Genomic DNA, 26563 nt, shown 5'->3' on the forward strand with positions numbered 1-26563 from the left:
CTCAACAATCAAACGGAGGAAGCCAGGCCGATCTTACTTTTTGCGCGGCGGCCTGAGCTCGCCACCAGCTTGAACGAACAAGCCGACCGATGCCGCGAACTCCTGTTCCAGAAAGCGCCTGACGTCACGAGCTGACTTCCGCAGGTCGCATTCTCTCCTCCAAAGCAGCCAGACATCCATAAGCGCTCGCTCACGGGGCAAGACACGAACAAGTCCCTCTTTTGCGGCAAAGGGAGCGGCCAAATAGGCCAGACCGAGACCTTCGACCGCTGCGCCGTAATGGTTGATGATCGGTAGAACCCGAACGGCTGATCTGCCCTGTGCTGCCGCACGAAAATGATCAATCAGCCGTGTCCGCTCAGTGCCGTCGCCTTTGAACGCCGGAAAGTCCGAAGCGCTTCCAATGATCTTATGCTTCTTTAGGTCGGCTACGGAGGCGATAGTCGGCGAACCGTCCAGGTACTTCTGCGAAGCAAATATTCCAAAAGCAATTGTACCGACACGCTTGCCGATAAGCTCCTCGTCATCGGGATTCCCTATGCGAATCACAAAGTCGAAGTCACCCGAGGGAATGTCTTGCTTGCGATAGGTCGATACGACTTCAAGGCTCAAGTCGGTCCTTTGCTTTTGAAGGATGGCGATGCGCGATAGCAACCAATGCCTCGTTATTGCTTCGGTTGTTGAGATACGAACGATTGAGTTTCGTGCGGCCACACGATCGCGAAGGTTACGTTCGAGCGCTCCAAACGCATCTGTCAGCGACTGTGTCGAGTACCGGAGTTCCTCACCTTCCTTTGTCAGTTTCAGCCCGGACGACGATCGGTAGAAAAGCGGTGCACCAATATATCGTTCCAACTCTGCCAGCCGTCGGCTCAGCGTCGGCTGGCTTATGCCTAGCTCGACCGCAGCCCGGCTGGCGCTGCCCGCTCGGACCACACCGATGAACATCCTAAACAGATCCCAGTTTGCCGCTAAGGTCACCAATTGGGCCACTGCTCTCTCCACAGCATCGTGGTCAGCAGCGAACGCTGAGCCGCCCTGGAACTCTACTCTGAGTTCTTTTTCCGGACCAGGTATCGCTGCATTCCATCGAGAACCAGCACAGATGATTGATTGTAGACCGTGCTCTTGATCGCGATCACGCCCGTGGTTTTGTTGGGTGATAATTCGACGACTTCAAGCGAGGGATAAAGGGTATCGCCGCTGTAAACCGGACGAAGAAACCTTGAAGACTGGTCCAGAAAGCCGATTAGGCTGTCCTCCACCATAAAAGGGAAGTCCCCGGCCCCGGCAGCAGTTTGAATCAACACTTGATACCCGTGCGCCAGCATGTGGGGCATCCCCCGCCTGCGACAGTACTCGACATCATAGTGGATGGGATGATTGTCTCCGCTAGCGCTCTGAAACGCCAGGAAAAGCGCGTCCGTCATTGTCCTGCTTGGAAGGATGAACCTCTCTCCGATCTTGAAGTCATCGAACCATCGATTGGGAAAGCGTCGATGCGTAGCAGGATCGAAAGGCGCATTCATCGAAAACTCCGTCATTTTGAGGTCAAGGGGACCGATCCCCATATACGCTGCGATTCCCGTGGGAACGTTCCCATATCTCCGGATCCACGAATTGGCATTTTCCGGCCACTCTCGACATGAGAGGGCTCACGCGATGTTCCGGTCGTCCGCTTGGATTGCGATGCCTTCGCGAACCTTGGCGTCTATCTCTTCTTCGCTGAGACCCGCTTCACGAAGGACGGCGCGAGTGTCTTGACCGAGCGGCTTGGGCTTCGATCGCAAACTACCTGGTGTCCGCGAAAACTTGATCGGAAAGCCAAGCGCCTTGTAATCGCCGTCCGACAAAATCATGGATCGATGGGCCGTGTGCGGAGCTGCTAGAGCCTGAGGCACATCGAGAATGGCGCTGGCGGGAATGCCCTTTCTCAGGAGTTGCTCGCTTATTTCCTTTCCATCGCGCCTCAAGAAGATCTCTTGGAGAATTTCCCTGAGTGCGGTTCGATTTTGAACCCGTTGCGCGTTGGTCGCAAACCTCGGATCTTGCGGAAGGTCCTCACGACGAAGGAAGTCGCATGCCAGTTGGAATTGCCGATTATTGCCGATGCCGAGAAACATCGGACCCGTTTGGGTCTGAAACTCTTCGTAGGGCGCAATGGAGGGGTGCTGGTTACCACTGCGAGCCGGCAATTGTCCCGCTTGCAGGTAGCCGACCGCCTGCGGATGCAAGTAGGCCAAAGCGCAGTCGTAAAGACAAACATCGATCTTCTGGCCTAGTCCGGAGCGCTCACGTTCCAGCGCAGCCATCAGGATCGCAGCCAGGGCGTTCATCCCGGTACCAATGTCGACAATCGACATTCCGACACGGACCGGTCCGGAATCCGGAGTGCCGTTCACGCTCATGCATCCTGCGACGGCCTGAACCACCGAGTCGTAGCCAGGCAAGCCACCAAGAGGACCGTCCTCTCCAAAGCCCGTTATTTGACAGTAGATCAGGCGAGGAAACTCCTTGGATAAGACATCCTCGTACCCGATGCCCCAGCGCTCCAGGGTACCGGCCTTGAAGTTGTGGATGAGTACATCGGCCCCATCCAACAGGCGAAACAGAAGCGCCCTCCCTTCTGGCTTAGCCAGATCAATCGAAGTGTGCAGCTTGTTGCGATTGATCCCGCTGTAGTACGCGCTGCCCTCCGACGTGAACGGACCCCAAGCTCGCGTCTCGTCGCCCGCGGGCGGCTCGATCTTGATCACCTCGGCGCCGTGATCTCCGAGAATCTGCGTGCAGAATGGCCCGGCGAGCACTCGCGAAAGGTCTACGACCTTAAACCCTGCCAAAGCACCGCCCGATTGACGTTTCATTATATGGTCCATATGTTCCGTATATTGAAACTTAATCATGCTGGCGAAACTTGGTCAAGGTTGGCCTAAATCCGATATGAAGCTTCAGCCCGACGTTTTGCGGGTGGAGGACCAGACAGATGCCTGGACGAAGGTCGTCGCCCGCCGTTCAATCTATGGCAACGTCCGCTGAGCCAACCAATCCTAGTGGCGCACTGCTCCGCGGCCTCGATGTCTTGGAAGCTTTCGGCCCGGACCGCGAACTTCTCGGAAATGCGGAGATCGCTGCAGCCACTGGTCTGCCTAAGGCTACGGTTTCCCGACTCACGCGAGCACTAGTCGATGCCGGTTACATCGACTACGACACCGTCCGCGGCAAGTACCGGTTGCGCCCCCGCGTGCTGACCTTGGGCTTTTCACTGCTAAGCAACATGAAGATTCTGCCGGTGGCCCATGAGCAGTTGCAACGATTGGCGACTGACAGCGGCTGCACCGTATCACTCGCCTGCCCCGACCTGCCTCACATGATCTACGTCGACCGCTGTAGCGGCCTGGCGATGCCTTATTTCTTTAGCGTGGGCTCTGCGGTCGATATGGCTCACACGGCAACTGGGCGGGCTTATATTGCGGCGCTCAGACCGGACGAACGGCACGAGTTGATCGCCAGGTTGGCGCCACGCTATCCTGAGGATTGGGAAACCCTCATAGTCGGAATCGATCAGGCGCGGCAGGACGTCGCGGAACGCGGCTTCTGCATGGTCGATAGAAAATGGCGCCAGAACATTCGGAGCGTCGCAGCGCCTCTAGTGTCTCGTGATGGTACCGCTCGCATGTCGATCAACTGTGTGGCGCAGGCATTCGCTATGGATCGGCGAACCCTGACCAACAAATGGGGGCCGGCTCTGGCCAAGCTGGCTCAAACATTGTCGACGTACCTGTAGCTGAACTGCCGCCGACCCAGATTGCTTCGTTCCAACAAACGCCATAGCATTATTGTGGGGGCCCTATTCAGCTGTGAATTTGCAGTCGTGTCTACCACCGACTAGCGTTGTCTAAAGGACAACGGGACTGCCTCGATCATAAAGTACGGCGCTCTCCCCAGAGAGAATCATATGCCGACAAACCGACTCTTCGAGCGCTTTGAGCTCACGCTGCTCAAGAACGCTGACGTGAAGTGCGGCAATCAGTTCCCAGAACAACATCGATAAGAACATTAGTTAATGACGAGCAATCACTGGCTCGCTCGAGCAATTGGTGATGCCTCAAGGAGGGTTGATGACGATTTTCAAGGGTCTAAAGGTGATTGACTGCGGCAGCTATATCGCCGCGCCAACCTCCGCCACGATACTGGGCGACCTCGGCGCCGATGTGATCAAAATTGAACCGCCTGGCGCCGGCGATCCTCTTCGCGCTTTGCAAAAGATTCCCGGCCTTCCCAAGTCCGAGCATTCCTATAGTTGGATGCTTGACAATCGGGGCAAGCGAGGGCTTGCGCTCGATCTGGCCAAGCAGGACGGCCAGGCCGTCCTGCACCGATTAGTCACGCAAGCCGACGTCTTCATCACCAACTATCCACTGGCCGTGCGTCGAAAGCTCGCGATTGATCACCTCCGCCTAACCGCAATGAACGCCCGGCTAATCTACGCATCCTTCACTGGCTACGGCGAGAGCGGTGATGAAGTTGGTAAGCCCGGCTTCGATGCAACTGCCTATTGGGCACGCTCAGGCTTGATGGATATCGTCCGCAGCGATGCAAGCGCTCCACCAGCCAGGACTAGCACGGGCATGGGTGACCATCCCTCGGGGGTTTCGCTTTTCGCTGCTATCGCAGTCGCCCTCTATCAACGTGAGCGGACCGGACACGGTACGCGAGTCGGCTCGTCGCTATTGGCCAATGGTGTTTGGTCGAACGGCGTCATGGCGCAAGCGGCATTATGCGGTGCCACCTTCACGCCACGACCACCACGAGAGACCTTCTTCAATGCCTTGAGTTGTCACTACCGCTGCCGCGATGGACGCTGGCTGCTGTTGGCCATCGTGAGCGAGGAGCGGGATTGGCCGACATTCGCCCGGTGCATTGGCCGACCGGACCTGATTGAGGATCCGAGGTTTGCCAGGCAAGCTGACCGTTTTGGGCAGTCGGCCGAGTTGATCGCGGTTCTGGATGCCGAATTCGCAAAGCGTGATCGAGACGAGTGGCGCCGGCGGCTCGACGAGGCCGGCTTGGTCTTCGCGAGCGTCGCCGAGGTGAATGATCTTCGCACGGACAAGCAATTAATCGACGCCGGCATTCTTAGGCCGTTCGAAAGCGAAACGATGATGACGATCGACAGCCCGTTCTTCGTGGATGGCGCTGATAAAGTGAAGCCTCGGCAGGCGCCGGCTCTTGGGCAGCACAGCGAAGAAATCCTCAGAGAAGCCGGTTACGATGACACCGCCATCGATCGGCTACGGAGCTCAGGAACCATCGCGTAATAGATCCCCCCTCACATCGCCTCGTAATTCGGACCCCGCCGCCGCCCTCCGGAGGAACCTAGGTGACGTTGCCATTGGGGTCCTCCACGTTGCAGGTTTTTGCAGTGGACGCAGTTCCGGGCGTTGATCTGGTCGCGCGGGGCTGCGCCCTCCTCGCCCCACTGGCGAGTCTTTCAAATCTGAATTGACCATCTGCGAATTTTTTGTGGCCGTGAGAGTGCCCTGATGATTGCGTCGATCGCCTGTACACCCCCTGCGCCGTGGTGGACGGAGGAAGGCGCCATCCTTGCGATGGCGGTAAATCGTCAGACTGAGCGCAAACTTTGAACCGCCGGGAAAAGAACCATGTCACTGATGCGTCGCCAGTCGCTCGTCAAATTCGACGCTCCGCTCTGCGAAACGATCGTGGAGACACCGAAACCACAGGGCAAGGAAGTACTGGTTCGAATCGAATGCTGTGGGTTGTGTCATTCCGACCTGCACATCCAAGACGGCTATGCCGAAATCGGGGGCGGTAAGCGCCTCGACACCACCCGCGGCATGACCCTGCCCCTCACGCTCGGCCATGAGATCGCTGGCGTGGTCGAGGAAGTCGGCCCCGACGCCTCGCCGGGATTGATCGGCAGCAAGAAGGCGGTGTTTCCGTGGATTGGCTGCGGCAAATGCCCCTATTGTCTCGGTGGCGATGAGAATCTCTGCTTCAAGAACCGGTTTCTCGGGGTTGCGGTCGACGGCGGGTTCGCCAGCCATGTGCTGGTGCCCGACGCGGAGTACCTGCTGGACTACGACCCGCTCCCGGTCAATCTCGCCGCGACGCTGATGTGCTCGGGCGTTACGGCCTACGGCGCGCTCAAGCGTCTGGTGGATCGGCCGCGCCAGCGCAACCTGCTCCTGATTGGGCTCGGCGGCGTCGGGATGATGGGACTGTCCTTTGCCAGGGCGATGTTCGAGCAGCAGATATCGGTCGCCGACCTCAGTCAGCCGGCACGCGAAACGGCGCTCAAGAACGGCGCTTCCTCCGCCTACGACCCTAGCGAGCCGGATATCGTCACGCGCATCCTCACTGAGACCGGTGGCGGGTTCGACCAGATCGTGGATTTCGCGGGCAACGAGAAATCGATGGCCTTCGCAATGTCGGTTTTGGCCCGTGGCGGCAAAATCGTGGTGTCGGGCCTGATGGGCGGCACCTTCAGCGTGCCGCAAGTGCAGTGGGTTTACAAGCGCATGACCATCGAAGGGTTCATGACCGGCACGCTGAAAGAAGCCAAGGAACTCATGGCGTTGGCGCGGTCCGGGAAGGTTACGGCACCTCCCATCGAGGAGCGAGCGATGGCCGACGTGCAGAAATGGATCGATGCCTTGCGTGCCGGCCAGGTTGTCGGGCGGATCATGCTCGTGAACGGGAGCGTGGACTGATAGAGCGCAGCTACAGAACGTCGTTTCAACGGGATCGACGCCTACAGCGACCAAGACTGAGGCGTGCGCGGAGATTGAGACAGCTTGGTAGCGTATCCAAGAGATGCCACAGGCAGGAACGTTGAGATGACAAATTGCGTAGTGATTGTTCAATTTGAACTGCCGAGGCGAACGAAGGAGCAGGCCATCACCGGAGGAACCAGCTCGACACCGATCTTTCGCGGGCTGGCCGGGAAAGGGTTGATCCGCAAAGATTACCTCAACGGGGAGACCGGCATCGGCGGTGTTTACTTGTGGGAAAGCCGCAACGCCGCGGAAGAGTGGTTTACGGAAGCTCGGCTCACCGAGCTGACAGAGCGGTTCGGTGTGCGCCCCCGGCTCACCTGGTATGATACGCATATCACGGTTGATAATGTGAAAGACGAAACGCGCGTTGACGGCGTGCCGTTCTTGATAATTGCCGCGGAATGAAAGCCGAGGGCCCGCGGAGAATACAATGCAACGTGGCTAGCACTCTTGGACACTGCGGGAGATCGGTCGATCAGCCGCAGTGATGCGAGGCATCCAGTCTAGTTGTCGGCATGTTGCTTCGACATGCACACCCTTGGATCGGGATGCGCGACGCTCACGGCGCTGAAGACATCCTTGGCAACATCGCTCCATCCTCTGAGCCGTGTTGCGCGGATTTTGGCTTCGAGCAGCTTGCGCCGTTCCTTATCGGAAGAAAGCCGCCAGATCGCCTCCGCGATGCTTGCAACTGATGTGGGGTCGCAATATTCGACGAGGTCTCCACCGACTTCAGGGAGGGAAGTCGAATTGGCAACCACCGACGTCTTACCGTAAGCGAGAGCCTCGCCCACGGGCAGCCCCCACCCTTCGAAGAGACTTACTGTAACGGCGAACTCGCAATTCCGGTAAAGGAACGCCAATTCGTCGTCGCTCGGCCCCTCGATGACGCGAATCCATCCAAACAGATTTCCGGTGCTGGCCAGGAAGTCTTCCAGATCATCCCTCAGCGCCCCCCTTCGTCCAGCCAAGACCAGCTTTGGAATGTCGCATCTACCGCTGTCGATCAGCGTTTTCCAGGCGGCCGCCAAACGCCAAAGATTTTTCCGCGCCTCGATCGTCCCCACGCACAAGACATAAGGTGACATGGCCAAGTGCCGAACGCTTGCGCCGAATTGGTGCGTCACGGATACGAGAGGATAAAGCTCCCCGCAAGTCTCCAGCCATGTCCGCTTCCCGAGATCGTTTCTCAGATGCCCGGTTCCGCTCGGAACGCCTTCTTGCGCCAGGGGAACGGTCGTAACAGTCTTGTATTTCTTGTGCGCTTGCAAAAAGGCGACCAGGTCACGGTGGGTCGCTTTCGAATTGGCAAGATACCGGGTCGTGTACTCGGCCGAATTCAAAAGCCAGTCGTAGAAATTTTCGGACGCTGCACTCGACACTGCGCCGGCGGCTGTCAGCGGGATCAAATCGTGGACAAGCGTATAAATATCGACGCCCCTGCCCTTCGCTTCCCTGAAAGCTTTTGTATGGCGAGGACTCCAAGCACTGTCGAGGACGAGCATCTTGTCAGAGGGTGACGCCACGGACGAGAAATCCCTCGGCACGACGGCATTGGTTGGCGGCAACGGTTCTCGGGAATCGAGCCCGGCCAACTCTCTTATCGATGCTTCCGCAGACGAGCCAAATTGCCGAACCACCCACTTGCGAGTCGTCGCGTACATGGGCGCGAGATTTAGTTTATAGAACAGATACTTGATAGGATGTCGCCCACGACGAAATAGAGCCAGTGCCACCGGAGCTCTTTTGGACTGCCGAGGGAAAAACGCCGCTCTCATCCGTGCTGGAGATTCGAGGACGGCTCGTCCCAATTGACCATAATCCACGCACAGGTGGCGTCCGGTGTTCTTGTCAACGTATGACAAGTATAGGCTCTTCGGATCCTGATAGTCCGTCATCCGGCAGACAAGCGTCGTTACGACACGCTGAATGCCGGAGTATCTATCAGTATACTCGACATATTCGACGATGGACGAGATATCGAAAAATACTTTCGGCGCATCCATGTGCGCTGTCTCGTTATACATTGGCGGCGCCCCTCAAGGTTGACGTTTTGCGTGCAGCTGATGCGCCAAGACGGTTCAAGAATCGACGCCGTGGTACGGTCGCGGATTCTTGGAAGGAATGGCTCTCAGACCCGCACCGCGCTTCGTCGTAGCCGCTAGGGCTTTGAATCGTCGCGAGATATGCTTCGTCTTCTACGCAGGATGGTGGTGGCATCCGTCGACCATGCATTTCTGTACTGCAGATGAGTGCCCACACTTGGCCGCCGGCTGCCGCCACAGATCGTCGAGAACCGGCGCTCGGCGCCGATACCCGCGATGGCAAGACTTCGACCGGCGTTTTCCAGCCACGCGGAAGCGGTTGGGCTCGATTGAAACTAGTTTCTGACGACATACTGAGACAACTAGCGGGCCGTTGCCCTCCTGTCCGGAAGGGATTGCTGCCAGAGCTTTGGCGTTTGGTTGCGGCGATAATACGTGGGATTATTTCCCACGTCAATCGCACTGACAGCTGACCGGGCTCGACGCCAAATAAGCCAAGCAACCCTGCTTCGTTTGCTGATGGCGTGGAGACGGCGCGTACGAGGAGCCGTAGCGCGCCGCATAGACGTCCAGGTAAGATCAGCATGGCGCATGCAGGGCGCACCAGCCGGCACGCGAAACGGCACTCAAGAACGGCGTCTCCTTCGCCTACGACCCGAGCGAGCCGGATGTCGTCAAGCGCATCTTTGCCGAGACCGGTGGCGGGTTCGACCAGATCGTGGATTTCGCGGGCAACGAGAAATCGATGGCCTTCGCAATGTCGGTTTTGGCCCGTGGCGGCAAGATCGTGGTGTCGGGCCTGATGGGCGGCACCTTCAGCGTCCCGCAGGTGCAATGGGTCTACGAGCGCATGACCGTCGAGGGCTTCATGACCGGCACGCTGCAAGAGGCCATGGAACTGATGGGCGCTGGCGCGGTTCCGGGACGGTTACGTCACCTCCCATCGAGGAGCGAGCAATGGCGGACGTGCAGCAATGGATCGATGCCTTGCGTGCCAGCCAGGTTGTCGGGCGGATCATGCTGGTGAACGGAAGCGTAGACTCGCAGCGCGCGGCTACACTACACCGCCTGCAACGAGCAAGAGCGAGGCGAACGCGCAGAGAATTGAGACAGATTGCGGGTCCAACAGATTGCGGTTCCAACAGATGCCGTTCGCGCGCCGGGTTTGCGCGGACAACGTGATCGATCGGTCCCCACGACCTGGGATTCTCTCGTGAGAGCCCGCCCCTCCTTCGTCAGTCAAAACACAGCTTCAGCCGATGTTCGCATTAAGCATTGAGGCCGGAGTCACGCCGACTGGGGACATCTCGCTCAGCGCCTGATGTAGACAGGCTTTCGTTTCTCGAGGAACGCCCTGATTCCTTCCTGGAAATCCTCCGAGCGGTTACAGAGAATCTGATTGCGATCCTCCATCGCGATCACGGCCTCGATCGAGCCGGCATCGACGCTCATGTTGAGGCATTCCTTGGACAGCCGCAGGCCCAACGGCGAAGCCGTCGTCATCGCGTCGACATAAGGATTCGCCGCGGCATCGAGATCGGCGGCATCGACCACTTCAGACACCAGGCCGACCGCGAGCGCGCGGTCGGCATTGATGAAGCGCCCGGTAAGGATCAGCTCGGAAGCAACGGAGACACCGACGAGGCGCGGCAGGAAATAGCTGGTGCCGAGGTCGCAGCCGCCCAGGCCGAGCTTGATGAAGGCGCAGTTCATCCGCGCATTGCTGGCCGCGATGCGGATGTCGGAAGCGAGCGCCAGCGCGAAGCCGCCGCCTGCGGCCGCGCCCTGCACCAGCGCGATGATCGGCTGCGGAGCGCGCCGCATCAGCATCACGATGTCGGCAATACGGCGCTGCGAGTCCAGGGATTCAGTGACGCCGGGCGACTCGGTCCGGCCGCCGCGGCGCGCCATCGCATGCTTGAGGTCGAGGCCGGCGCAGAAATTGGCACCGGCGCCTTTCAGCACCACGACGCGGGTGTCGCGGTCGCGTTGCAGGCCCTGGAAGTAGGCGTTGAGCGCATCGATCAGCGCGGGATCAAGCGCGTTCAGGCTCTCCGGGCGATTGAGCGTGACCCAATCTGTCCCGTCGTGATGTTCGATCCGCAGTGGAAAAGACACGCGGGTGTTCCTCCTCACCGTCGTCCCGGCCAAGCGACGCGCGAGCCGGGACCCATAACCACAGGTTTTGCTTTCTGCGCGGCGTCTGCGAGCTCGCCCGTTACAGACGCCGCGGAGTATGGGGCGACCTTTCGCTGGGTACTCTCGCAAGCTGCAGTTGCATGCTCAGCGCCCGCACGGCTTTCATTCCGCGGCGATCGAAAGCGGCACGCCGTTGACTCGCGTTTCGCCGCTCAAATTATCGACCGTCACATGTGTGTCATACCAGGTGAGCCGGGGACGCACTCCGAACCGCTCCGTCAGCTCAGCCAGTCGAGCTTCCGTAAACCACTCCTCCGCGGCATCGCGGCTCTCCCACAAATAGACGCCACCGGTGCCGGCCTCCCCATTGAGGTAATCTTTGCGGATCAACCCTTTTTCGGCCAGCCCGCGAAAGATCGGTGCCGAGCTTGTGCCTCCAGCAATGGCCTGCTCCTGCGTTCGCCTCGGCAGGTCAAATTGAACAATCACTATGCAATTTGTCATCTCAACGTTCCTCCCTGGGGCCAGCTTAATCCTGCATAATGAGCAGTCAGATTTTTTAGCGCGCCTGTTTGAGCGCGTCGCGATCCTCAAGCGAAGAAGCAGAGCCGCTTCGCAGAGGCGTAAGGATTGCGCCTTTTGAGGCACCGCGGAGCGAACGCCTCTCCCCGGTTCTTCATGCTCGGTCTTTCACGAGATTAGACCAAGCCGAAGTGCGAATGTCTCATTCAATTCTGAATAGGCCGCCTCAAAACTTTTTATGGCCATGACGGCCTCCGGAATGATTGCTGTCGGTTGGCGATGCGCGTTCGGCGAACAAGCCACGAAAAATGCAGCGGATCATCTGCTCCAAATAACTCTGCCGCCGAAGCGCGCATTAAATTCCGCATCGTAAAACTGAACAAAGGATGATCTGCCGTGAGCGAAGTAGTCAAACTCGAGCGTCATGACGAAATCGGAATTGTCACGGTCAACAGCCCTCCCGTGAACGCGCTGAGCGCGGCCGTCCGCGCCGGCATCCTGGAAGGCGTCAAGGCCGCGGTTGCTGATCCCGCGATCAAGGCCATCGTGCTGGCTTGCGACGGCCGGACCTTCATCGCCGGCGCCGACATCACCGAATTCGGCAAACCGCCGCAGCCGCCGGCCCTCAACGACGTGCTCCTCGAGATCGAGAATTCGCCGAAGCCGATCGTTGCGGCGATCCACGGGTCGGCGCTCGGCGGCGGCCTCGAGGTCCCGCTGGCCTGCCACTATCGCGTCGCCACCAAGGACGCCAAGCTCGGCCTGCCCGAGGTGAAGCTCGGCCTGCTGCCGGGCGCCGGCGGCACCCAGCGCCTGCCGCGCGCGGTCGGTCCCGAGCTCGCCGTCAAGATGATCATCGGCGGCGATCCAATCAACGCCGAGCTGGCGCTCAAGGCTGGCCTGATCGAGGAGATCGTCGAAGGTCCGGCATCGGGCGGCGCGGCCTTTGCCCGCAAGCTGCTGGCGGCGAAGTGGCCGCTGCGCCGGCTGCGGGATGATGACTCCAGGCTCGCCGCGGCCAAGGCCGATCGCTCGATCTTCACCAATGCGGTCGCCGCGATGACCAAGAAATCGCGTGGCCTGGAGGCGCCGTTTGCGGCCGCCGACGCCGTCGGCGCCGCAATCGACCTGCCGTTCGACGAAGGCCTGAAGAAGGAGCGCGAGGGCTTCCTGAAGTTGGTCTCGAGCGACCAGTCCAAGGCGCAGCGCTATGCGTTCTTTGCCGAGCGCGAGGCTGCCAAGATCGCAGGCGTGCCAGACGGTACCAAAGCGCGTCCGGTTGCCCGCGTCGCCGTCCTTGGCGCCGGTACCATGGGCGGCGGCATTGCGATGTCGTTTGCCAATGCCGGTATTCCGGTCACTCTGATCGAGACCGGCGAGGAGCAGCTCAAGCGTGGCTTGGGCATCATGCAGAAGAACTACGAGGCCACCGCCGCGCGCGGCGGCATTCCGGCGGATGCACCGGCCAAGCGCATGGCGCTGATCAACGGCGTCGTCGGCATCGAGAACGTCGGCGACGCCGATCTCGTGATCGAGGCCGTGTTCGAGACCATGGCGATCAAGAAGGAAGTGTTCGGCAAGCTCGATCAATACGCCAAGCCGGGCGCCGTGCTCGCCTCCAACACCTCCTATCTCAACATCGACGAGATCGCGCAGTCGACCAAGCGTCCGCAGGACGTGCTAGGCATGCACTTCTTCTCGCCGGCCAACGTCATGAAGCTGTGCGAGATCGTGCGCGCCGACAAGACCGCGCCGGACGCGCTGGCCACCGCGGTGTCAATCACCCGCAAGATTGCGAAGGTACCGGCCGTGGTCGGCGTCTGCGACGGCTTCGTTGGCAATCGCATGCTATCGCAGCGCGCCAAGCAATCAGAGAAGCTGTTGTTCGAGGGCGCGCTGCCGCAGCAGATAGACGCCGTGGTGACGAAGTTCGGCATGCCGATGGGCCCGTTCGCGATGAGCGATCTCGCCGGTCTCGATATCGGCTGGCGCTCGCGCAAGGATCGCGGCATCAAGTCGGAGATCGCGGACGCGCTCTGCGAAGCCGGCCGTTTCGGCCAGAAGACCGGCAAGGGTTACTACAAGTATGAACAGGGCTCGCGCGCGGCGCTGCCCGATCCCGAGGTCGAGAAGCTGATCGACGAGACGCTGGCGCGGCTCGGCCGCAAGAAGCGCGTCGTGAGCGACGATGAGATCCTCGAGCGCATGATGTACCCGATGATCAACGAGGGCGCGAAGATCCTCGCCGAAGGCATCGCGGCGCGTCCGTCCGACATCGATGTGGTCTGGCTCTATGGCTATGGCTGGCCAATCTATCGCGGCGGCCCGATGTTCTGGGCCGACACCGTCGGTCTCAAGCACATCGCCGATCGCCTGGCCGTCTACGCCAAGGAGACCAACGACCCCTCGCTCGAGCCGGCGCCGCTGCTCAAGAAGCTCGCCGACGAAGGCAGGACCTTCGCCTCGCTGGCGGCCTCAAACGCCGCGTGATGACCGCGGGCCGCGCTCCCCCGGTTCCCTGGAGCGCGGCCTCAACTGAGACGATAACAAGAACAGAGCGACGCTCACAGGAGGATTCGATGGATCTCGCTTTCACCAAGGACGAGATGGCGTTTCGTGAGGAAGTGCGGGAGTTCTTCAAGAACAACGTGCCGCCGGACACGCGGCGCAAGCTGCAGGAAGGCCGCCATCTGTCGAAGGACGAGATGGTCACCTGGTGGCGCATCCTGAACAAGAAAGGCTGGGGCGTCACCCACTGGCCAAAGGAATATGGTGGCACCGGCTGGAGCACCGTGCAGCACTACATTTTCAACGAAGAGCTGCAGTCCCATCCGGCACCGCCGCCGCTTGCCTTTGGCGTCAGCATGGTCGCCCCCGTGATCTATACTTTCGGCAATGACGCGCAAAAGAAGCAGTACCTGCCGCGCATCGCCAACGTCGACGACTGGTGGTGCCAAGGCTTCTCCGAACCGGGCTCCGGTTCGGACCTCGCCTCCCTCAAGACAAGGGCCGAGCGCCGTGGCGACAAGTGGATCATCAACGGTCAGAAGACCTGGACCACGCTCGCCCAGCACGCCGACATGATCTTCTGCCTCTGCCGCACCGACCCGGCCGCCAAGCAGCAGAAGGGCATCTCCTTTATCGTGTTCAGCACGAAGTCGAAGGGCGTCACGGTACGCCCGATCGAGATCATCGACGGCAGCTACGAGGTCAACGAAATCTTCCTCGACGATGTCGAGGTGCCCTATGAGAACCTGATCGGCGAGGAGAACAAGGGCTGGGATTACGCCAAGTTCCTGCTCGGCAATGAGCGCACCACCATCGCGCGGGTCGGCGCTTCCAAGGAGCGCATTCGCCGCATCAAGACTCTCGCCGCCAGGATCCAGTCAGGCGGCAGACCCATCATCGAGGACCCCGCCTTTCGCGAGAAGCTGGCTGCCTGCGAGATCGAGCTGAAGGCGCTCGAGCTCACCCAGCTCCGGGTCGTCGCCGACGAGGGTAAGAACGGCAAGGGCAAGCCCAACCCGGCGTCCTCGGTCCTGAAAGTCAAGGGCTCCGACATCCAGCAAACCATTACTGAGCTGCTCATGGAAGTGGTCGGCCCATTCGCGACGCCCTACGACGTGCACGGCGCCGAAGGCTCCAACGAAGCCATGGATTGGACCGCCCAGATCGCACCGATGTACTTCAACGCCCGCAAGATCTCGATCTACGGCGGCTCCAACGAGATCCAGCGCAACATCATTGCCAAGGCGGTGCTGGGATTGTGAGAGCCGGAGCAAAGTAACAATGGCGCCGTCCGCTGCGAAGCCGGGCGGCCTAGTACGCCGCGGCGGCCACGTGTGCCTGCCGGCTGCGATTACTCGATCCCGCCTTCGCGGGATCACGTTTGAGGTAGGGGCGACACCACCCTCGATCTTGGAGAGCAACGTGGATTTTGACTTGTCTGAGGAACAGCGGCTTCTCAAGGATAGCATCGACGGTCTGCTGACCGATTCGTATGATTTCGAGCAGCGCAAGAAATACATGACGCAGACCGGTGGCTGGAGCAAAGCCGTCTGGAGCAAGCTCGCCGAGCAGGGCCTGCTCGGACTGCCCTTTGAGGAGGCCGATGGCGGTTTCGGCGGCGGCGGTGTCGAGACCATGACCGTGATGGAAGCGCTCGGCAAGGCGCTGGCGCTCGAACCCTATCTTGCGACCGTGGTGATCGGCGGAGGCTTCCTGCGTCATGGCGGCTCGAACGGGCAGAAGGCAGCCTACCTGCCCGGCATCATCAACGGCAGCAAGACGCTTGCCTTCGCGCAGCTCGAGAAGAACGCGCGATATGATCTGTTCGACGTCACCACGACGGCAAAAAAGAAGGGCGCGGCTTACGTCATCGACGGCGAAAAGTTCGTCGTGCTGAACGGCGAGAACGCCGACACCTTGATCGTCACGGCGCGCACCAGCGGCGAGCGCCGCGACAGGACGGGCATTGGCGTCTTCCTGGTGCCGGCAGATGCCAAGGGGATCAGCAAGAAGGGTTATCCGACCCAGGATGGGCTGCGCGCCGCCGACCTCTCCTTCACCGGCGTCGAGGTCGATAGCCGTGCGGCGATCGGCAATCCCGAGGACGCACTTGCCTTGATCGAGCGCGTGGTGGACGACGCGCGCGCCGCGCTTTGTGCAGAGGCGGTCGGCCTGATGGACGAATCACTCAAGACGACGGTCGAATACCTCAAGACACGCAAGCAGTTCGGCGTCGCGATCGGCTCGTTCCAAAGCCTCCAGCACTGCGCCGCCGACATGTTCGTGGCCGTGGAGCAAGCCCGCTCGATGGCGATGTTTGCGACCATGGCGAAGGATTTCAAGGATGCCGGGGAACGCTCGAACGCGATCGCAGCCGCCAAGGTGCAGATCGGCAAGTCGCTAAAATTCGTCGGTCAACAGTCAATCCAGCTTCACGGCGGCATCGGCATGACCATGGAGGCGAAGATCGGTCACTATTTCAAGCGCCTGACCATGATCGAGAACACCTTTGGCGACACCGCCTACCACCAGCGCCGTGTTGCCGAGGCTGGCGGGTTGAGCTGAGCCACGACGAATAGCGCCCTCGCACGAGGGGATCGGGCGCGCCGCCGGCTACGCGGCGCCGCTGCAATGGTTGGTTCGGAGAAGCCGGCCCATGACGACTGAACAATTCAAATCAGGAGCTGATAATGAAAAACACCCCCTTCGATCTCACCGGCAAGGTCGCCGTCATCACCGGCTCCAGCCGTGGCATCGGCCGCTCGTCCGCCGAACTGCTCGCCAAGCTCGGCGCCAAGGTCGTGATTTCCTCGCGCAAGGCCGACGCCTGCAAGGAGGTTGCCGACGGCATCAACGCCGCGGGCGGTGATGCCATCTTCATTCCCTGCAACATCGCTCGGAGGCAGGATGTCGATGCGCTGGTTAACGGCGCGATCAAGCACTACGGCAAGATCGACATCCTCGTCTGCAACGCCGCAGTGAATCCCTACTACGGCCCCCTGCTCGACATCACCGACGAGGCCTTCGACAAGATCATGGGCTCGAACGTCAAGAGCAATATCTGGCTGTCGGCACTTGCAATTCCGCAGATGGCAGAACGCGGGAGTGGCTCCGTCATCATCATCTCCTCGGTCGGCGGCCTGCGCGGTTCGACGGTGATCGGCGCCTACGGCATCTCGAAGGCCGCCGATTTCGCGCTGTGCCGCAGCCTCGCCGGCGAATGGGGGCCGAAGGGCGTGCGCGTCAATTGCGTCGCGCCGGGCCTTGTCAAGACTGATTTCGCCCGCGCGCTCTGGGAGGACGAAGCACTCCTGACACGCCGCACCGCCGCCGCGCCGCTCCGCCGCATCGGCGAGCCGGACGAGATCGCAGGTGCGGTGGCATATCTGGCGTCCGACGCCTCGACCTTCATGACCGGGCAGACCATCGTCGTCGATGGAGGCGTGATCACGGCAGCGGCATAGCCCGCGCCGCAACCGTTCAGCTGAACGCTGAGTCGGCGCCCCGGGCGGCGCCGTCATGGTTCGATCACCCGTGCGTCGGAGGACCACTCGGGGCCTCCGACGCCTCATTCAATTCTGAATGGACCGTATTCGTATTTTTTGTAGCCGCGGAAGCGCCCGGATGATTGCGTCGATCGACGTCGCCCGGCCGCGGCGCGATAGAGGAGGAAGAATGCCGAGCATTGTCTACTGCACTCACGACGGCCGTTCGTTTGAGGTCGACGCGCCGGTTGGCACGAGCGTCATGGATGCAGCGGTCCAGAACAATATCCCGGGCATCGACGGAGACTGCGGTGGCCAGGCTGCGTGCGGGACATGCCACGTCATCGTTTCGGCCGAGGACGCCGCGCGGCTGACAGCTCCGAGCGATCGCGAACTGGAAATGCTTTCGATGGTGGACCTGGCTGAACCGAATTCGCGGCTTTCGTGTCAGATCAAGGTTTGCGCCTCTCCCGCCCGGCTCATTGTCCGGCTGCCCGCAGGGCAGCACTAAACCGTCAACCGACCGACTTACCAGAGAGGCTTGCCATGACTTCCGTGTCCAACGCCGCCGCCGATCAGGCGCGGCTCGCCGCTTACGCCATGCCGCTGGCCGACATCAATCCGGCTCGTGCCAAGCTTTTCGCGACCGATACGCTATGGCCGTATTTCGAACGATTGAGGAAGGAAAGCCCGGTTCACTACACGGCCGAGAGCCAGAACGGCCCATACTGGTCGATCACGAAATACAACGACATCATGGCGATCGAGCTCGATCACGGCGCGTTCTCTTCCGCCCCGGCCATCACCCTGGCCGAGGCCAGCCTGGACGTTGAGCGGCTGGAGATGTTCATCGCAATGGACCCTCCCAAGCACGACGCGCAACGCCGGGTGGTCAGCCCCGCATTGGCGCCCCCCAATCTCAAGGAGCTGGAGCCGCTGATCCGACAGCGTGCGGCCCGCATTCTCGATGACCTTCCCATCGGCCAGCCCTTCGATTGGGTCGACAAGGTCTCGATGGAGCTGACGGCCATGACCCTGGCCACCCTGTTCGGCATGCCTCAAGAAGACCGGCGGCGGCTGACGCGCTGGTCGGACGTATCGACCGCGATTCCAGGATACGGAATGGTCGACACGGCCGAGCAGAAGCAGGCCGAGATGACGGAGTACTTCGCCTACTTCACGGACCTGTGGAATTCGCGCGTCAACGCCGAACCGGGAAGCGACCTGATCTCCATGCTGGCGCACTCGCCGGCAACCCGGAACATGGACCGTCGAGAGCTGCTGGGTAACGTCGTGCTGCTGACCGTGGGCGGCAACGACACGACCAGGAACACGATCACCGGCAGTGTCTACGCCTTGAGTCAGAACCCCGATCAGTACCGGAAGCTCAAGCACAACCGCGACCTGCTTCCGTCAATGGTGTCGGAAACAATCCGATGGCAAACGCCCCTCGCCCATATGAGGCGTACGGCGACCCGGGATGTCGAGTTTCGGGACCGGACGATCAGGAAGGGCGACAAAGTCGTGCTCTGGTATGTTTCGGGCAATCGCGACGACGAGGTTATCGAGCGCCCCGATGAATACATCATCGATCGACCGCGGGCGCGCCAGCATCTGTCATTCGGTTTCGGGATCCACCGCTGCGTGGGCAATCGCCTGGCCGAACTGCAGCTGAAGATCGTTTGGGAGGAGATCCTTGCCCGGTTCCCCGAGATCGTGGTTCTCGCCGAACCACGCCGCACGTTTTCGTCCTTCGTGAAGGGTTACGAGTCGATGGAAGTGGTCATTCCATCTCGACACTGAGTTTTGAACCAAAGCCACCTGGACAGACCGACCTGGCAAGAGAGCTGCGAGCGGACCTATGAATCTACCCTTCAACAAGCCAGCCCTTTCCAAGGCTGTGACGGCCGAGCATCTTGACGTCGTCATCGTCGGAGCAGGCATCTCGGGCGTAGGCAGCGCTTATCAGCTGACCAAGCAGCTTCCGGAGCTGTCCTACGTCGTCCTCGAGGCCCAAGACAGCTTCGGCGGCACCTGGCTGACGCATCGATATCCGGGTATCCGTTCCGATAGCGATCTGCACACCTTCGGCTACAGCTTCAAGCCCTGGGTTGGGCCGCCAATCGCGACCGCGGCCGAGATCAAATCCTATATGGGCGAGGTGATCGCGGAGAACGGCCTCGCCGGGCATATCCGTTACGGACACAAGATCCTGTCGGCGAACTGGTCAAGCGACAAAAATCTCTGGAGCGTTGAGGCACAACGCAGCGACACCGGCGAGACGCTGTACTTCACCTGCAACTTCCTCTGGATGTGTCAGGGCTACTACCGTCACGACCAGGGCTATACGCCTGTATGGGCGGACATGGACAAGTTCAGGGGCCAGATCGTTCATCCCCAAACCTGGCCCGACGATATCGAGACCGCCGGCAAGTCCATTATCGTGATCGGTTCCGGCGCGACGGCGGCAACGCTGGTGCCCGCGATCGCCGGCAAGTGCCGCCACGTCACCATGCTGCAGCGCTCGCCGACTTACTTCCGCACGGGCCGCAACGCCATCGAGCTCGCAGAGGAGCTGCGCAGGTTGGAGATCAACGAGGAATGGATCCACGAGATCGTGCGTCGCAAGATCCTCTACGAGCAGGATGCCTTCACCCGTGCCTCGTTCGAGAAGCCGGAGAAGGTGAAGCAAGACCTGCTTGACAACATTCGCAGCCTGCTCGGCCCCGATTACGACGTCGACAAGCACTTCACGCCGAGATATCGGCCGTGGCGCCAGCGCATTGCCTTCGTTCCCGATGCCGACCTGTTCGAGGCGATCAAGGGCGGCAATGCCTCCGTCGTCACCGACGAGATCGATCGTTTCACCGAAACCGGCATCCTGCTGAAATCGGGCGAGGAACTGACCGCCGACATCATCGTCACGGCAACCGGCTTTCACCTCAGCATCATGGGAGAGATCGCGTTCACCATCGACAACAAGCCGCTCGACTGGGCTGAAACCGTCACCTACCGCGGGATGATGTTCACGGGCGTTCCGAACCTCGTATGGGTGTTCGGCTATCTTCGCGCGAGCTGGACGCTGCGCACCGACATCGTGGCGGACTTCGTCTGCCGCCTCTTGCCGCACATGAAGGACAAGCAGGCCGCATCGGTCACGGTCGCGCTGCGGCCCGAGGACAAGGACATGCCGATCCTGTCCTGGATCGATCCTGAGAACTTCAACCCCGGCTACCTGATGCGCGACATGCACCTGCTGCCGAAGCGCGGCGACAAGCGCGAATGGCAGCATACGCAGGATTACTGGGCAGAAAAGGACGACTTCCCGGCGATCAAGCTCGACGATCCCGCCTTTGTTTATCGGTAAGGGCGCAGCAGGAGCTTTTCACGAACGGATTGCGGGGCGCCGCTCGCTTCCAGGCGGGTGATCGCCCGCGCAGGAACGATGGGGGCGTTCCGGCTACACCGGCGAGTGGCCTCGCTTGCGGGCCTCCGGGGGCAGTGGCTGGACGGTGAGCCGATAGGCAACAAGCCTGTTGCCGTCCATGACTTCAAGCGTGGTGCCGCAGGCTGGACAACGATACTCGCCCTTGGTGCCAGGCTGAGACCATAGCTCCAACCGCCGAAACCACGCCCTGCAATGCGGGCACGTCACATCGGCCTTTTTCATAACGTCACCCAGATCATCCCCGTCGGTGTTGTATCGCATCAGAAGCGATCGGCCGATCCGGATTCGGCGCGGCGCCGGCCGAAGCTGTCAACAGCTCGCTACTCGACCAAGTTGCAAGTCAGTTTGCACGACCCGGGCCACTGAGAACCGCCATCCTTCCACCATGGCAGATGACGTCAAGGTCAATCCACGGTCGAGCTGTGACCGCGACCAACACCGCTTCCGAATAGCGCCGTCGTTCTCCGCCGCCAAGGGGCCAAGAGACATTACGACAAGCGAACCGAACCAAATCCGTTTCGCCGCAGTATTCGGCAGTGCACGCGTCGCAGAGGCCGTGCCCCATCGACCAAGCGCCCGCCAATCCGCCCGCATTCGGCGCACGCGGCACAGCCGACCGTGACGACACGAGCTACCGACAAATGGGGCAGCTAAACTGTCCTGCTCAGGATCGTTATCAGGTCATCGACCTTTGTCACGGGCAGAGACAGCCATCCGTCACCAAACCGCCCATCTTTGGCGTGCTCCGAAAAGTGGGCATTCATTTCCCGCGCAAGAACAGACAGACGAAGATCGGCGTGCCGTCATGATCTTCGAATTGGATCAAGCAAGATGGACGCCCCGGAGGGACAATGTTTCGCTCCCCATCCTTCCTGGTGCTGGAATAGCCGCCCCTCAAACCGGTTCAACTGGTCCTTTGACAGAGAGCGCCCGGCTCCCCCGTAAGCGGGAGCCATTCCGGCAATCAGCGCTCGCTGCGAACATCAACTCACGAGCTCGCCGCCATCGGCCACGATCGTTTGCCCCGTAACGTAATTGCTTGCCGGCGACGCGAGAAAGACAGCGACGCCCGCGATGTCTATTGGCTCGCCGATACGCCGCAGAGGCGTTCTTTCCTCGGCCCGGCGCAACCGCTCAGGATCCCTGGTCAGCACTTCAGAAAAGCGGGTACGGATCAGCCCCGGCGCAATCGCGTTCACCCGAATGTTGCGAGGTCCCCATTCAACGGCAAGGCTGCGCATAAGTCCGAGCTCCGCGGTTTTTGATACGCCGTAGACGCCCAGACTGGCACTGCCGCGGAACGCGCCGATGCTCGAAATCAGGATCACTGATCCAGCACCGTTCTGCGCCATATGGGGCAGCGCAATGCGGCACAACGTGAAGGCGCTGTTGACATTGGTGTCGATGACCTTGCAGAACGTTTCATCCGATAGATGTTCCAGCGGCCCATAAACCGGATTGATCGCAGCGTTGCAAACGAGGATGTCGAGGCGGCCCCACCGCGCTATTGTGGCGTCGACCAGCGCCCGAAGCTGTGCGCGATCGCCGATATGACAAGGCACCCCATGCGCCCCGATCCCTTTCGCCTTCAGCTGATCGGCGACGTCCGCCACATCTGCTGGGCGCTCGCTCGACACAACGATCTTTGCACCGGCGGCCCCCATTTCCTCAGCGATTGCCAGCCGATACCGCGAGTGGACCCCGTGATGACCGCGACCTTGCCGTTGAGATCGAATATTGCCGACATTGACTATGCTCCAAGGTCATTTTCATGAGCGGCGCGCCGATCGCTTTTTGAGCGAGAGCGCTTTAGCCGATCTCAGCATCCGAACATCACCGGCGCGGTGCAGTCCTGCACCGTGACGCTGACCGAGCTTGCTCATCTGCGTCCCAGCAGTTCAATTCGACGCAGGAGGCAGTACGTCTTCGATCTTGTCGCCGAACTTCTCCCAGCGCTCACCGTTGAACCTGATCATGTAGAACTGCTTGTTGACACGGTAGTCGGTCGCCGACGTGCTGATCGTTATTCCCGGCAGATGCATATCGGTCGTCAGATTGTTCAGTGACGTCGCAACGTGCATGATGTGCTCGCGCGTCAGATCGTCACCGCATTTTTCCAGCACCTGGACCATCAGGGACGCGATGCTGTAGCCGTAGGTATTGAACGTGCTACCCTTGTCGCCCTCGGGATAGTATTTCGTCATGAAGTCAACGTAGTTCTTCAATCCGGCGTCATCCTTCAGCGCCGGATCCAGAGGCTCCTTCAGGTAGCTGATGCTCATGATGTCCTTGGACGCCTCGAGGCCGGCCGGAACCAGGACGCCGTTCACCGAGATCGAGTTCAACGTCAAGAATTGGACAGGCTTCCAGTCGAGTTCGGCCGCGCGCTTGATCGCCTGCGCGGCAAACTTCGGCGTGCTGATATTGACGAACACGTCGACGCCCATTGATTTCAGCAGCAGCACCTGCGAATCCACCGTCGGGTCGGACGACTCATAAGAGAGGGCGCCGACGAGTTGCTTCGCCTTGTCGCCCAATCCTTCCTTCAGCCCCGCGAGATAGTCTTTGCCGAGGTCGTCATTCGCATACAGAATGCCAACCTTGGCATCTGGATAGTGCTCCAGGATATATTTTGCATAGATCCGGGCTTCGCTCCGATAGTTCGGATTGTAGCCTATGGTCCACGGGTAGTTCTTCGGGTCCTGGAATCGGCTCGCGCCGGTGGATGAGAAAACCTGGGGTATCTTCTTTGCGTTCAAATACTTCTGCACGGCGGCGTTTGGCGGCGTGCCGAGCACCGAAAACAGGAAGAGGACATTGTCGCTCTCGACGAGCTTGCGCACCTGTTCCACCGATTTCGGCGGCGAGTACGCGTCGTCATAGGCGATCAACCTCAGTTTCCGGCCGTTGACGCCCCCCTTCTCGTTGATCATGCGGAAGTAAGCCGCCTCGGTCTTCCCGATGGTCGCATAGGCCGATGCCGGTCCGCTGAATGCCATCGTCTGGCCGATGACGATCTCCGTGTCGGTCGCGCCGGGATCATACTTCGGTTCGGACCGCGCCGGCACAATCGCCGACATGAAGGAAAACGCCGCGACGATCGCAACGATGCTGCCTTGCTTCGCACGTGCCGTGAGCATTGATCTTTTCTCCCCTGTCCACCGAGCCCGAACGGACCCGGCCCCTATCCTGCCAAAATGTTATTTACGGATAACAATCGAGTCAATGCCGAGGAGATCAGGCCATCCGCAACGCACTGAATATGTCCGACCGTTGTTCGCCTGCCCTGCGCTTTTAGAGCTTCCGGGCCACCTGCTTGCATGGCCGGTGCGCGCAGCCTATTTTGCCAGCCATCAACTGTGGACCCGACCTGCCCGTTCCTTCTGTCCAGATTGTCCGATGAAAACCGACAAAGTCGCTCTCCTTGAGACTGCCCTGAAATTGTTTCACGAGCGCGGCTTCCAGTCGGTGACAATCTACGACATTGGAGCAGCCGTGGGGGTGACAGGCGCCGCTCTCTATCGGCATTTCCGATCGAAGGGCGACGTGCTGGGGCTGCTGTGCGAGATGACGCTCGACAGATTGACCGAATGCACCGGTCCGCGACGAGAAGATCCGCGCGATGAACTGCGCGCACTGATCCGTGGCCAGGTCCATTTCGTCGTTCAACACCCGAAACTACTGTTAGTGACGATGTTTGAGGGACGCGCTCTCGAAGAACCCTGGCGCGCCACGATTGAGCGGCGCCAGCGAGCGCATCTCAAGCGTTGGAAATCGGCGCTTGCCGGCCTCCATCCCGACGAGGACCTAGTCAACCTCGATGTCGCGATCTACGGCGCCATCGGCCTTATCAACTCCGCCACACGTTGGCCACCGGCTCTCCGATCGCGACCGGACTTCGAAAGCCGTCTTGTTGCGGGGGCACATCTCGTCATCGACACATTTGTCAAGGTACACGCGCCCGACGACGCGTGATCTGCGATGCGGGGGGCCGGCGATCCGATATCGATCGCCTGTGCTGGCCCGTGGCGGCGCGGCTTGCTGCGGTTGCGGCTTCGGCCGATTTCCTGGCCCTCAATGCACCGCGGCGTACAGGATCTTGTCCTGGGTCGCATCCGCCGCGTCGAACTCGGCGACGATGCGGCCGGTGCGGGCGACCAGGATGCGGTCGGAGACGGCAAGGATCTCCGGCAGATAGGACGAGATCACCACCACCGCCTTGCCTTCGTCGGCGAGCCGGCGGATTTCGCCGTGGATGTGCGGGATCGTGCCGACATCGACGCCTCGCGTGGGCTCGTCGAAGAAGATGATCGAGGGCTCCTGCACCAGCGTCTTGGCCAGTACCACCTTCTGCTGGTTGCCGCCGGACAGTTCGATGATCCGCGCCTTGCGCTGCAATGCGCTGATCTTGAGCCGGTCGACCCAGTAGTTGGCGAGCTTGCTGCGCCTGGCGCGCGACAACAGGAAGCTCCAGCCCTTCCTTGTCGCGAGACTGCCGATGTAGACGTTGTCGTCGACCACCATGGTCTCGAAGAAGCCGTTGGCCTTGCGGTCCTCGGTGATGTAGGCGATGCCGTCATTGATCGCCTGGCGCGGCACGCGATAGCGGATCGGTTTTCCCCGCAGTCGGATGGTGCCGCCATTGACCAGATTGCGCTTCAGTGCGCCGTAAATGATCTTGGCGATCTCGGTACGGCCGGAGCCGATCAAGCCGGCGATGCCGACCACCTCGCCGGCATAGACCGAGAACGACATGTTCTTGACCGCCATGCCCATGGTGACGTTCTCGACCGTCAGCACCTTCTCGCGGCGCTGATGGGTCTTGGCCTTGCCGCCATAGACCGCCTGCGCCACCTCGCGGCCGACCATGTGCTGCACCAGCGCGTCGCGCGTGAACTGCTTGGCGGGCGCCGTGATCACCAGCTTGCCGTCGCGCAGCACGGTGATGCGGTCGGCGATCTGCAGCGATTCCTCCAGCGCATGCGAGATGTAGATGATAGAGACGCCGCGGGCGCGCAGATCGCGCACCAGATGGAAGAAGTGGACGATCTCCTCGGGCGTCAGCGATGCGGTCGGCTCGTCGAAGATGATGATGCGCGCCTTGTTGTAGATCGCGCGCGCGATCTCCACCATCTGCTTCTTGGCGGTGCCGAGCAGCGCCACGGGAGTAGCCGGATCGACGTGGAAGTTGAGCGACTGCAACAGTTGCTGCGCCTGGATGTTCAGGGTGCGGAAGCGCGTCAGCAGCTTTTCGTTGCCGAGCTCGATGTTCTGCGCCGCGGTCATGGTCGGCACCAGGCTGGTCTCCTGATAGACCATGCAGATACCGGCATCGAGCGCGTCGCGCGGTTGCTCGAAATTGGCAGGCTTGCCGTCGAGCAGATAGTCGCCCGAGGTAAGATTGATCGCGCCGGCGATCGCCTTGCACAGCGTCGACTTGCCGGCGCCGTTCTCGCCGACCAGCGCATGCACCTCGCCGGGATAGAGGTCGAAATTGACGCCCTCGATGGCGTGGACGCCGCCATAGATCTTGGAGCCGTTGCTGATCCGCAGCACCGGCTCGCGGTTTGCGGACGCCTCAGCGCCTTTAGTCGCGGTCGCAGCCTGCATCACACC

Annotated in this window: 21 protein-coding genes and 3 pseudogenes; 14 read left to right on the plus strand and 10 right to left on the minus strand. The window is 60.7% G+C overall.

Annotated features, from left to right (window positions below; all coding sequences use genetic code 11):
• Positions 1-33: 33 nt before the first annotated feature.
• The 3 genes from ACVW1B_RS18315 to ACVW1B_RS18325 form a co-directional block, all read right to left on the minus strand.
• Positions 34-993: a LysR family transcriptional regulator gene (locus tag ACVW1B_RS18315; RefSeq protein WP_456821952.1), complete on the minus strand. Its 960-nt coding sequence runs from the start codon at positions 991-993 to the stop codon at positions 34-36.
• Positions 994-1046: 53 nt separating this feature from the next.
• Positions 1047-1529: a MaoC family dehydratase gene (locus ACVW1B_RS18320; protein ID WP_456821953.1), complete on the minus strand. Its 483-nt coding sequence runs from the start codon at positions 1527-1529 to the stop codon at positions 1047-1049.
• Positions 1530-1655: 126 nt separating this feature from the next.
• On the minus strand, positions 1656-2864 hold the full coding sequence (locus ACVW1B_RS18325; RefSeq protein WP_456821954.1) for a CaiB/BaiF CoA transferase family protein: 1209 nt from the start codon (positions 2862-2864) through the stop codon (positions 1656-1658).
• A gap of 37 nt (positions 2865-2901) precedes the next feature.
• Here ACVW1B_RS18325 and ACVW1B_RS18330 point away from each other — a divergent pair, with 37 nt between their 5' ends.
• The 3 genes from ACVW1B_RS18330 to ACVW1B_RS18340 all read left to right on the plus strand — a co-directional run bounded on the left by ACVW1B_RS18330 (position 2902) and on the right by ACVW1B_RS18340 (position 5318).
• Complete coding sequence (locus tag ACVW1B_RS18330; RefSeq protein WP_456823101.1) at positions 2902-3036, plus strand: hypothetical protein; 135 nt, start codon at positions 2902-2904, stop codon at positions 3034-3036.
• On the plus strand, positions 3020-3784 hold the full coding sequence (locus ACVW1B_RS18335) for an IclR family transcriptional regulator (protein ID WP_456821955.1): 765 nt from the start codon (positions 3020-3022) through the stop codon (positions 3782-3784). The genes ACVW1B_RS18330 and ACVW1B_RS18335 overlap by 17 nt, the downstream gene beginning before the upstream one ends.
• Before the next feature lie 334 nt (positions 3785-4118).
• On the plus strand, positions 4119-5318 hold the full coding sequence (locus ACVW1B_RS18340; protein WP_456821956.1) for a CaiB/BaiF CoA transferase family protein: 1200 nt from the start codon (positions 4119-4121) through the stop codon (positions 5316-5318).
• A 58-nt stretch (positions 5319-5376) separates the two neighbouring features.
• Here ACVW1B_RS18340 and ACVW1B_RS18345 read toward each other — a convergent pair.
• Positions 5377-5482: pseudogene (locus ACVW1B_RS18345) on the minus strand (4Fe-4S dicluster domain-containing protein); the annotation flags it as partial.
• 181 nt (positions 5483-5663) lie between these two features.
• Here ACVW1B_RS18345 and ACVW1B_RS18350 point away from each other — a divergent pair.
• Together ACVW1B_RS18350 and ACVW1B_RS18355 are read left to right on the plus strand one after the other, a co-directional pair.
• Positions 5664-6734, plus strand: coding sequence for an alcohol dehydrogenase (locus ACVW1B_RS18350; protein ID WP_456821957.1), 1071 nt, complete (start codon positions 5664-5666; stop codon positions 6732-6734).
• Positions 6735-6860: 126 nt separating this feature from the next.
• A complete protein-coding gene (locus ACVW1B_RS18355; protein ID WP_456821958.1) occupies positions 6861-7205 on the plus strand; it encodes a monooxygenase in 345 nt (114 codons plus the stop codon).
• A 98-nt stretch (positions 7206-7303) separates the two neighbouring features.
• Here the strand turns inward: ACVW1B_RS18355 and ACVW1B_RS18360 are convergent, their stop codons facing one another.
• Entirely contained in the window at positions 7304-8806 is a 1503-nt protein-coding gene (locus tag ACVW1B_RS18360) for a glycosyltransferase family 4 protein (protein ID WP_456821959.1), read from the minus strand.
• 649 nt (positions 8807-9455) lie between these two features.
• On the opposite strand from ACVW1B_RS18360, the pseudogene ACVW1B_RS18365 reads away from it, so the two are divergent.
• Positions 9456-9874 (plus strand): annotated as a pseudogene (locus tag ACVW1B_RS18365) (zinc-binding dehydrogenase); the annotation flags it as partial.
• Between the two features lie 282 nt (positions 9875-10156).
• On the opposite strand, the gene ACVW1B_RS18370 reads toward ACVW1B_RS18365, so the two are convergent.
• Together ACVW1B_RS18370 and ACVW1B_RS18375 are read right to left on the minus strand one after the other, a co-directional pair.
• The gene (locus tag ACVW1B_RS18370) at positions 10157-10963 is read right to left on the minus strand and encodes an enoyl-CoA hydratase/isomerase family protein (protein ID WP_456821960.1); all 807 of its coding nucleotides are present in this window, start codon (positions 10961-10963) and stop codon (positions 10157-10159) included.
• A 183-nt stretch (positions 10964-11146) separates the two neighbouring features.
• Complete coding sequence (locus tag ACVW1B_RS18375; protein ID WP_456821961.1) at positions 11147-11488, minus strand: monooxygenase; 342 nt, start codon at positions 11486-11488, stop codon at positions 11147-11149.
• A gap of 414 nt (positions 11489-11902) precedes the next feature.
• Here ACVW1B_RS18375 and ACVW1B_RS18380 point away from each other — a divergent pair, with 414 nt between their 5' ends.
• The 7 genes from ACVW1B_RS18380 (at position 11903) to ACVW1B_RS18410 (ending at position 20866) form a co-directional block, all read left to right on the plus strand.
• Positions 11903-13996, plus strand: a complete 2094-nt coding sequence (locus ACVW1B_RS18380; RefSeq protein WP_456821962.1) for a 3-hydroxyacyl-CoA dehydrogenase NAD-binding domain-containing protein — start codon at positions 11903-11905, stop codon at positions 13994-13996.
• Positions 13997-14085: 89 nt separating this feature from the next.
• Positions 14086-15276, plus strand: coding sequence for a pimeloyl-CoA dehydrogenase large subunit (gene pimC, locus ACVW1B_RS18385; protein ID WP_456821963.1), 1191 nt, complete (start codon positions 14086-14088; stop codon positions 15274-15276).
• A 160-nt stretch (positions 15277-15436) separates the two neighbouring features.
• Entirely contained in the window at positions 15437-16579 is a 1143-nt protein-coding gene (gene pimD, locus ACVW1B_RS18390) for a pimeloyl-CoA dehydrogenase small subunit (RefSeq protein WP_456821964.1), read from the plus strand.
• A 125-nt stretch (positions 16580-16704) separates the two neighbouring features.
• Complete coding sequence (locus tag ACVW1B_RS18395) at positions 16705-17478, plus strand: SDR family NAD(P)-dependent oxidoreductase (protein WP_456821965.1); 774 nt, start codon at positions 16705-16707, stop codon at positions 17476-17478.
• 211 nt (positions 17479-17689) lie between these two features.
• Positions 17690-18010, plus strand: a complete 321-nt coding sequence (locus ACVW1B_RS18400; RefSeq protein WP_456821966.1) for a 2Fe-2S iron-sulfur cluster-binding protein — start codon at positions 17690-17692, stop codon at positions 18008-18010.
• Positions 18011-18045: 35 nt separating this feature from the next.
• Entirely contained in the window at positions 18046-19302 is a 1257-nt protein-coding gene (locus tag ACVW1B_RS18405; protein ID WP_456821967.1) for a cytochrome P450, read from the plus strand.
• A gap of 58 nt (positions 19303-19360) precedes the next feature.
• The gene (locus tag ACVW1B_RS18410) at positions 19361-20866 is read left to right on the plus strand and encodes a flavin-containing monooxygenase (RefSeq protein WP_456821968.1); all 1506 of its coding nucleotides are present in this window, start codon (positions 19361-19363) and stop codon (positions 20864-20866) included.
• 1064 nt (positions 20867-21930) lie between these two features.
• On the opposite strand, the pseudogene ACVW1B_RS18415 reads toward ACVW1B_RS18410, so the two are convergent.
• Positions 21931-22694 (minus strand): annotated as a pseudogene (locus ACVW1B_RS18415) (SDR family NAD(P)-dependent oxidoreductase).
• Positions 22695-22845: 151 nt separating this feature from the next.
• Positions 22846-24087, minus strand: coding sequence for an ABC transporter substrate-binding protein (locus ACVW1B_RS18420; RefSeq protein ID WP_456821969.1), 1242 nt, complete (start codon positions 24085-24087; stop codon positions 22846-22848).
• Between the two features lie 259 nt (positions 24088-24346).
• On the opposite strand from ACVW1B_RS18420, the gene ACVW1B_RS18425 reads away from it, so the two are divergent.
• Positions 24347-24922 carry a TetR/AcrR family transcriptional regulator gene (locus tag ACVW1B_RS18425; RefSeq protein WP_456821970.1) on the plus strand — a complete coding sequence of 192 codons (576 nt, stop codon included), beginning with the start codon at positions 24347-24349 and terminating at the stop codon, positions 24920-24922.
• Positions 24923-25021: 99 nt separating this feature from the next.
• On the opposite strand, the gene ACVW1B_RS18430 is transcribed toward ACVW1B_RS18425, so the two are convergent.
• The gene (locus tag ACVW1B_RS18430; protein WP_456823043.1) at positions 25022-26557 is read right to left on the minus strand and encodes a sugar ABC transporter ATP-binding protein; all 1536 of its coding nucleotides are present in this window, start codon (positions 26555-26557) and stop codon (positions 25022-25024) included.
• Positions 26558-26563: the final 6 nt, after the last annotated feature.

Source organism: Bradyrhizobium sp. USDA 4502 (assembly GCF_054063355.1).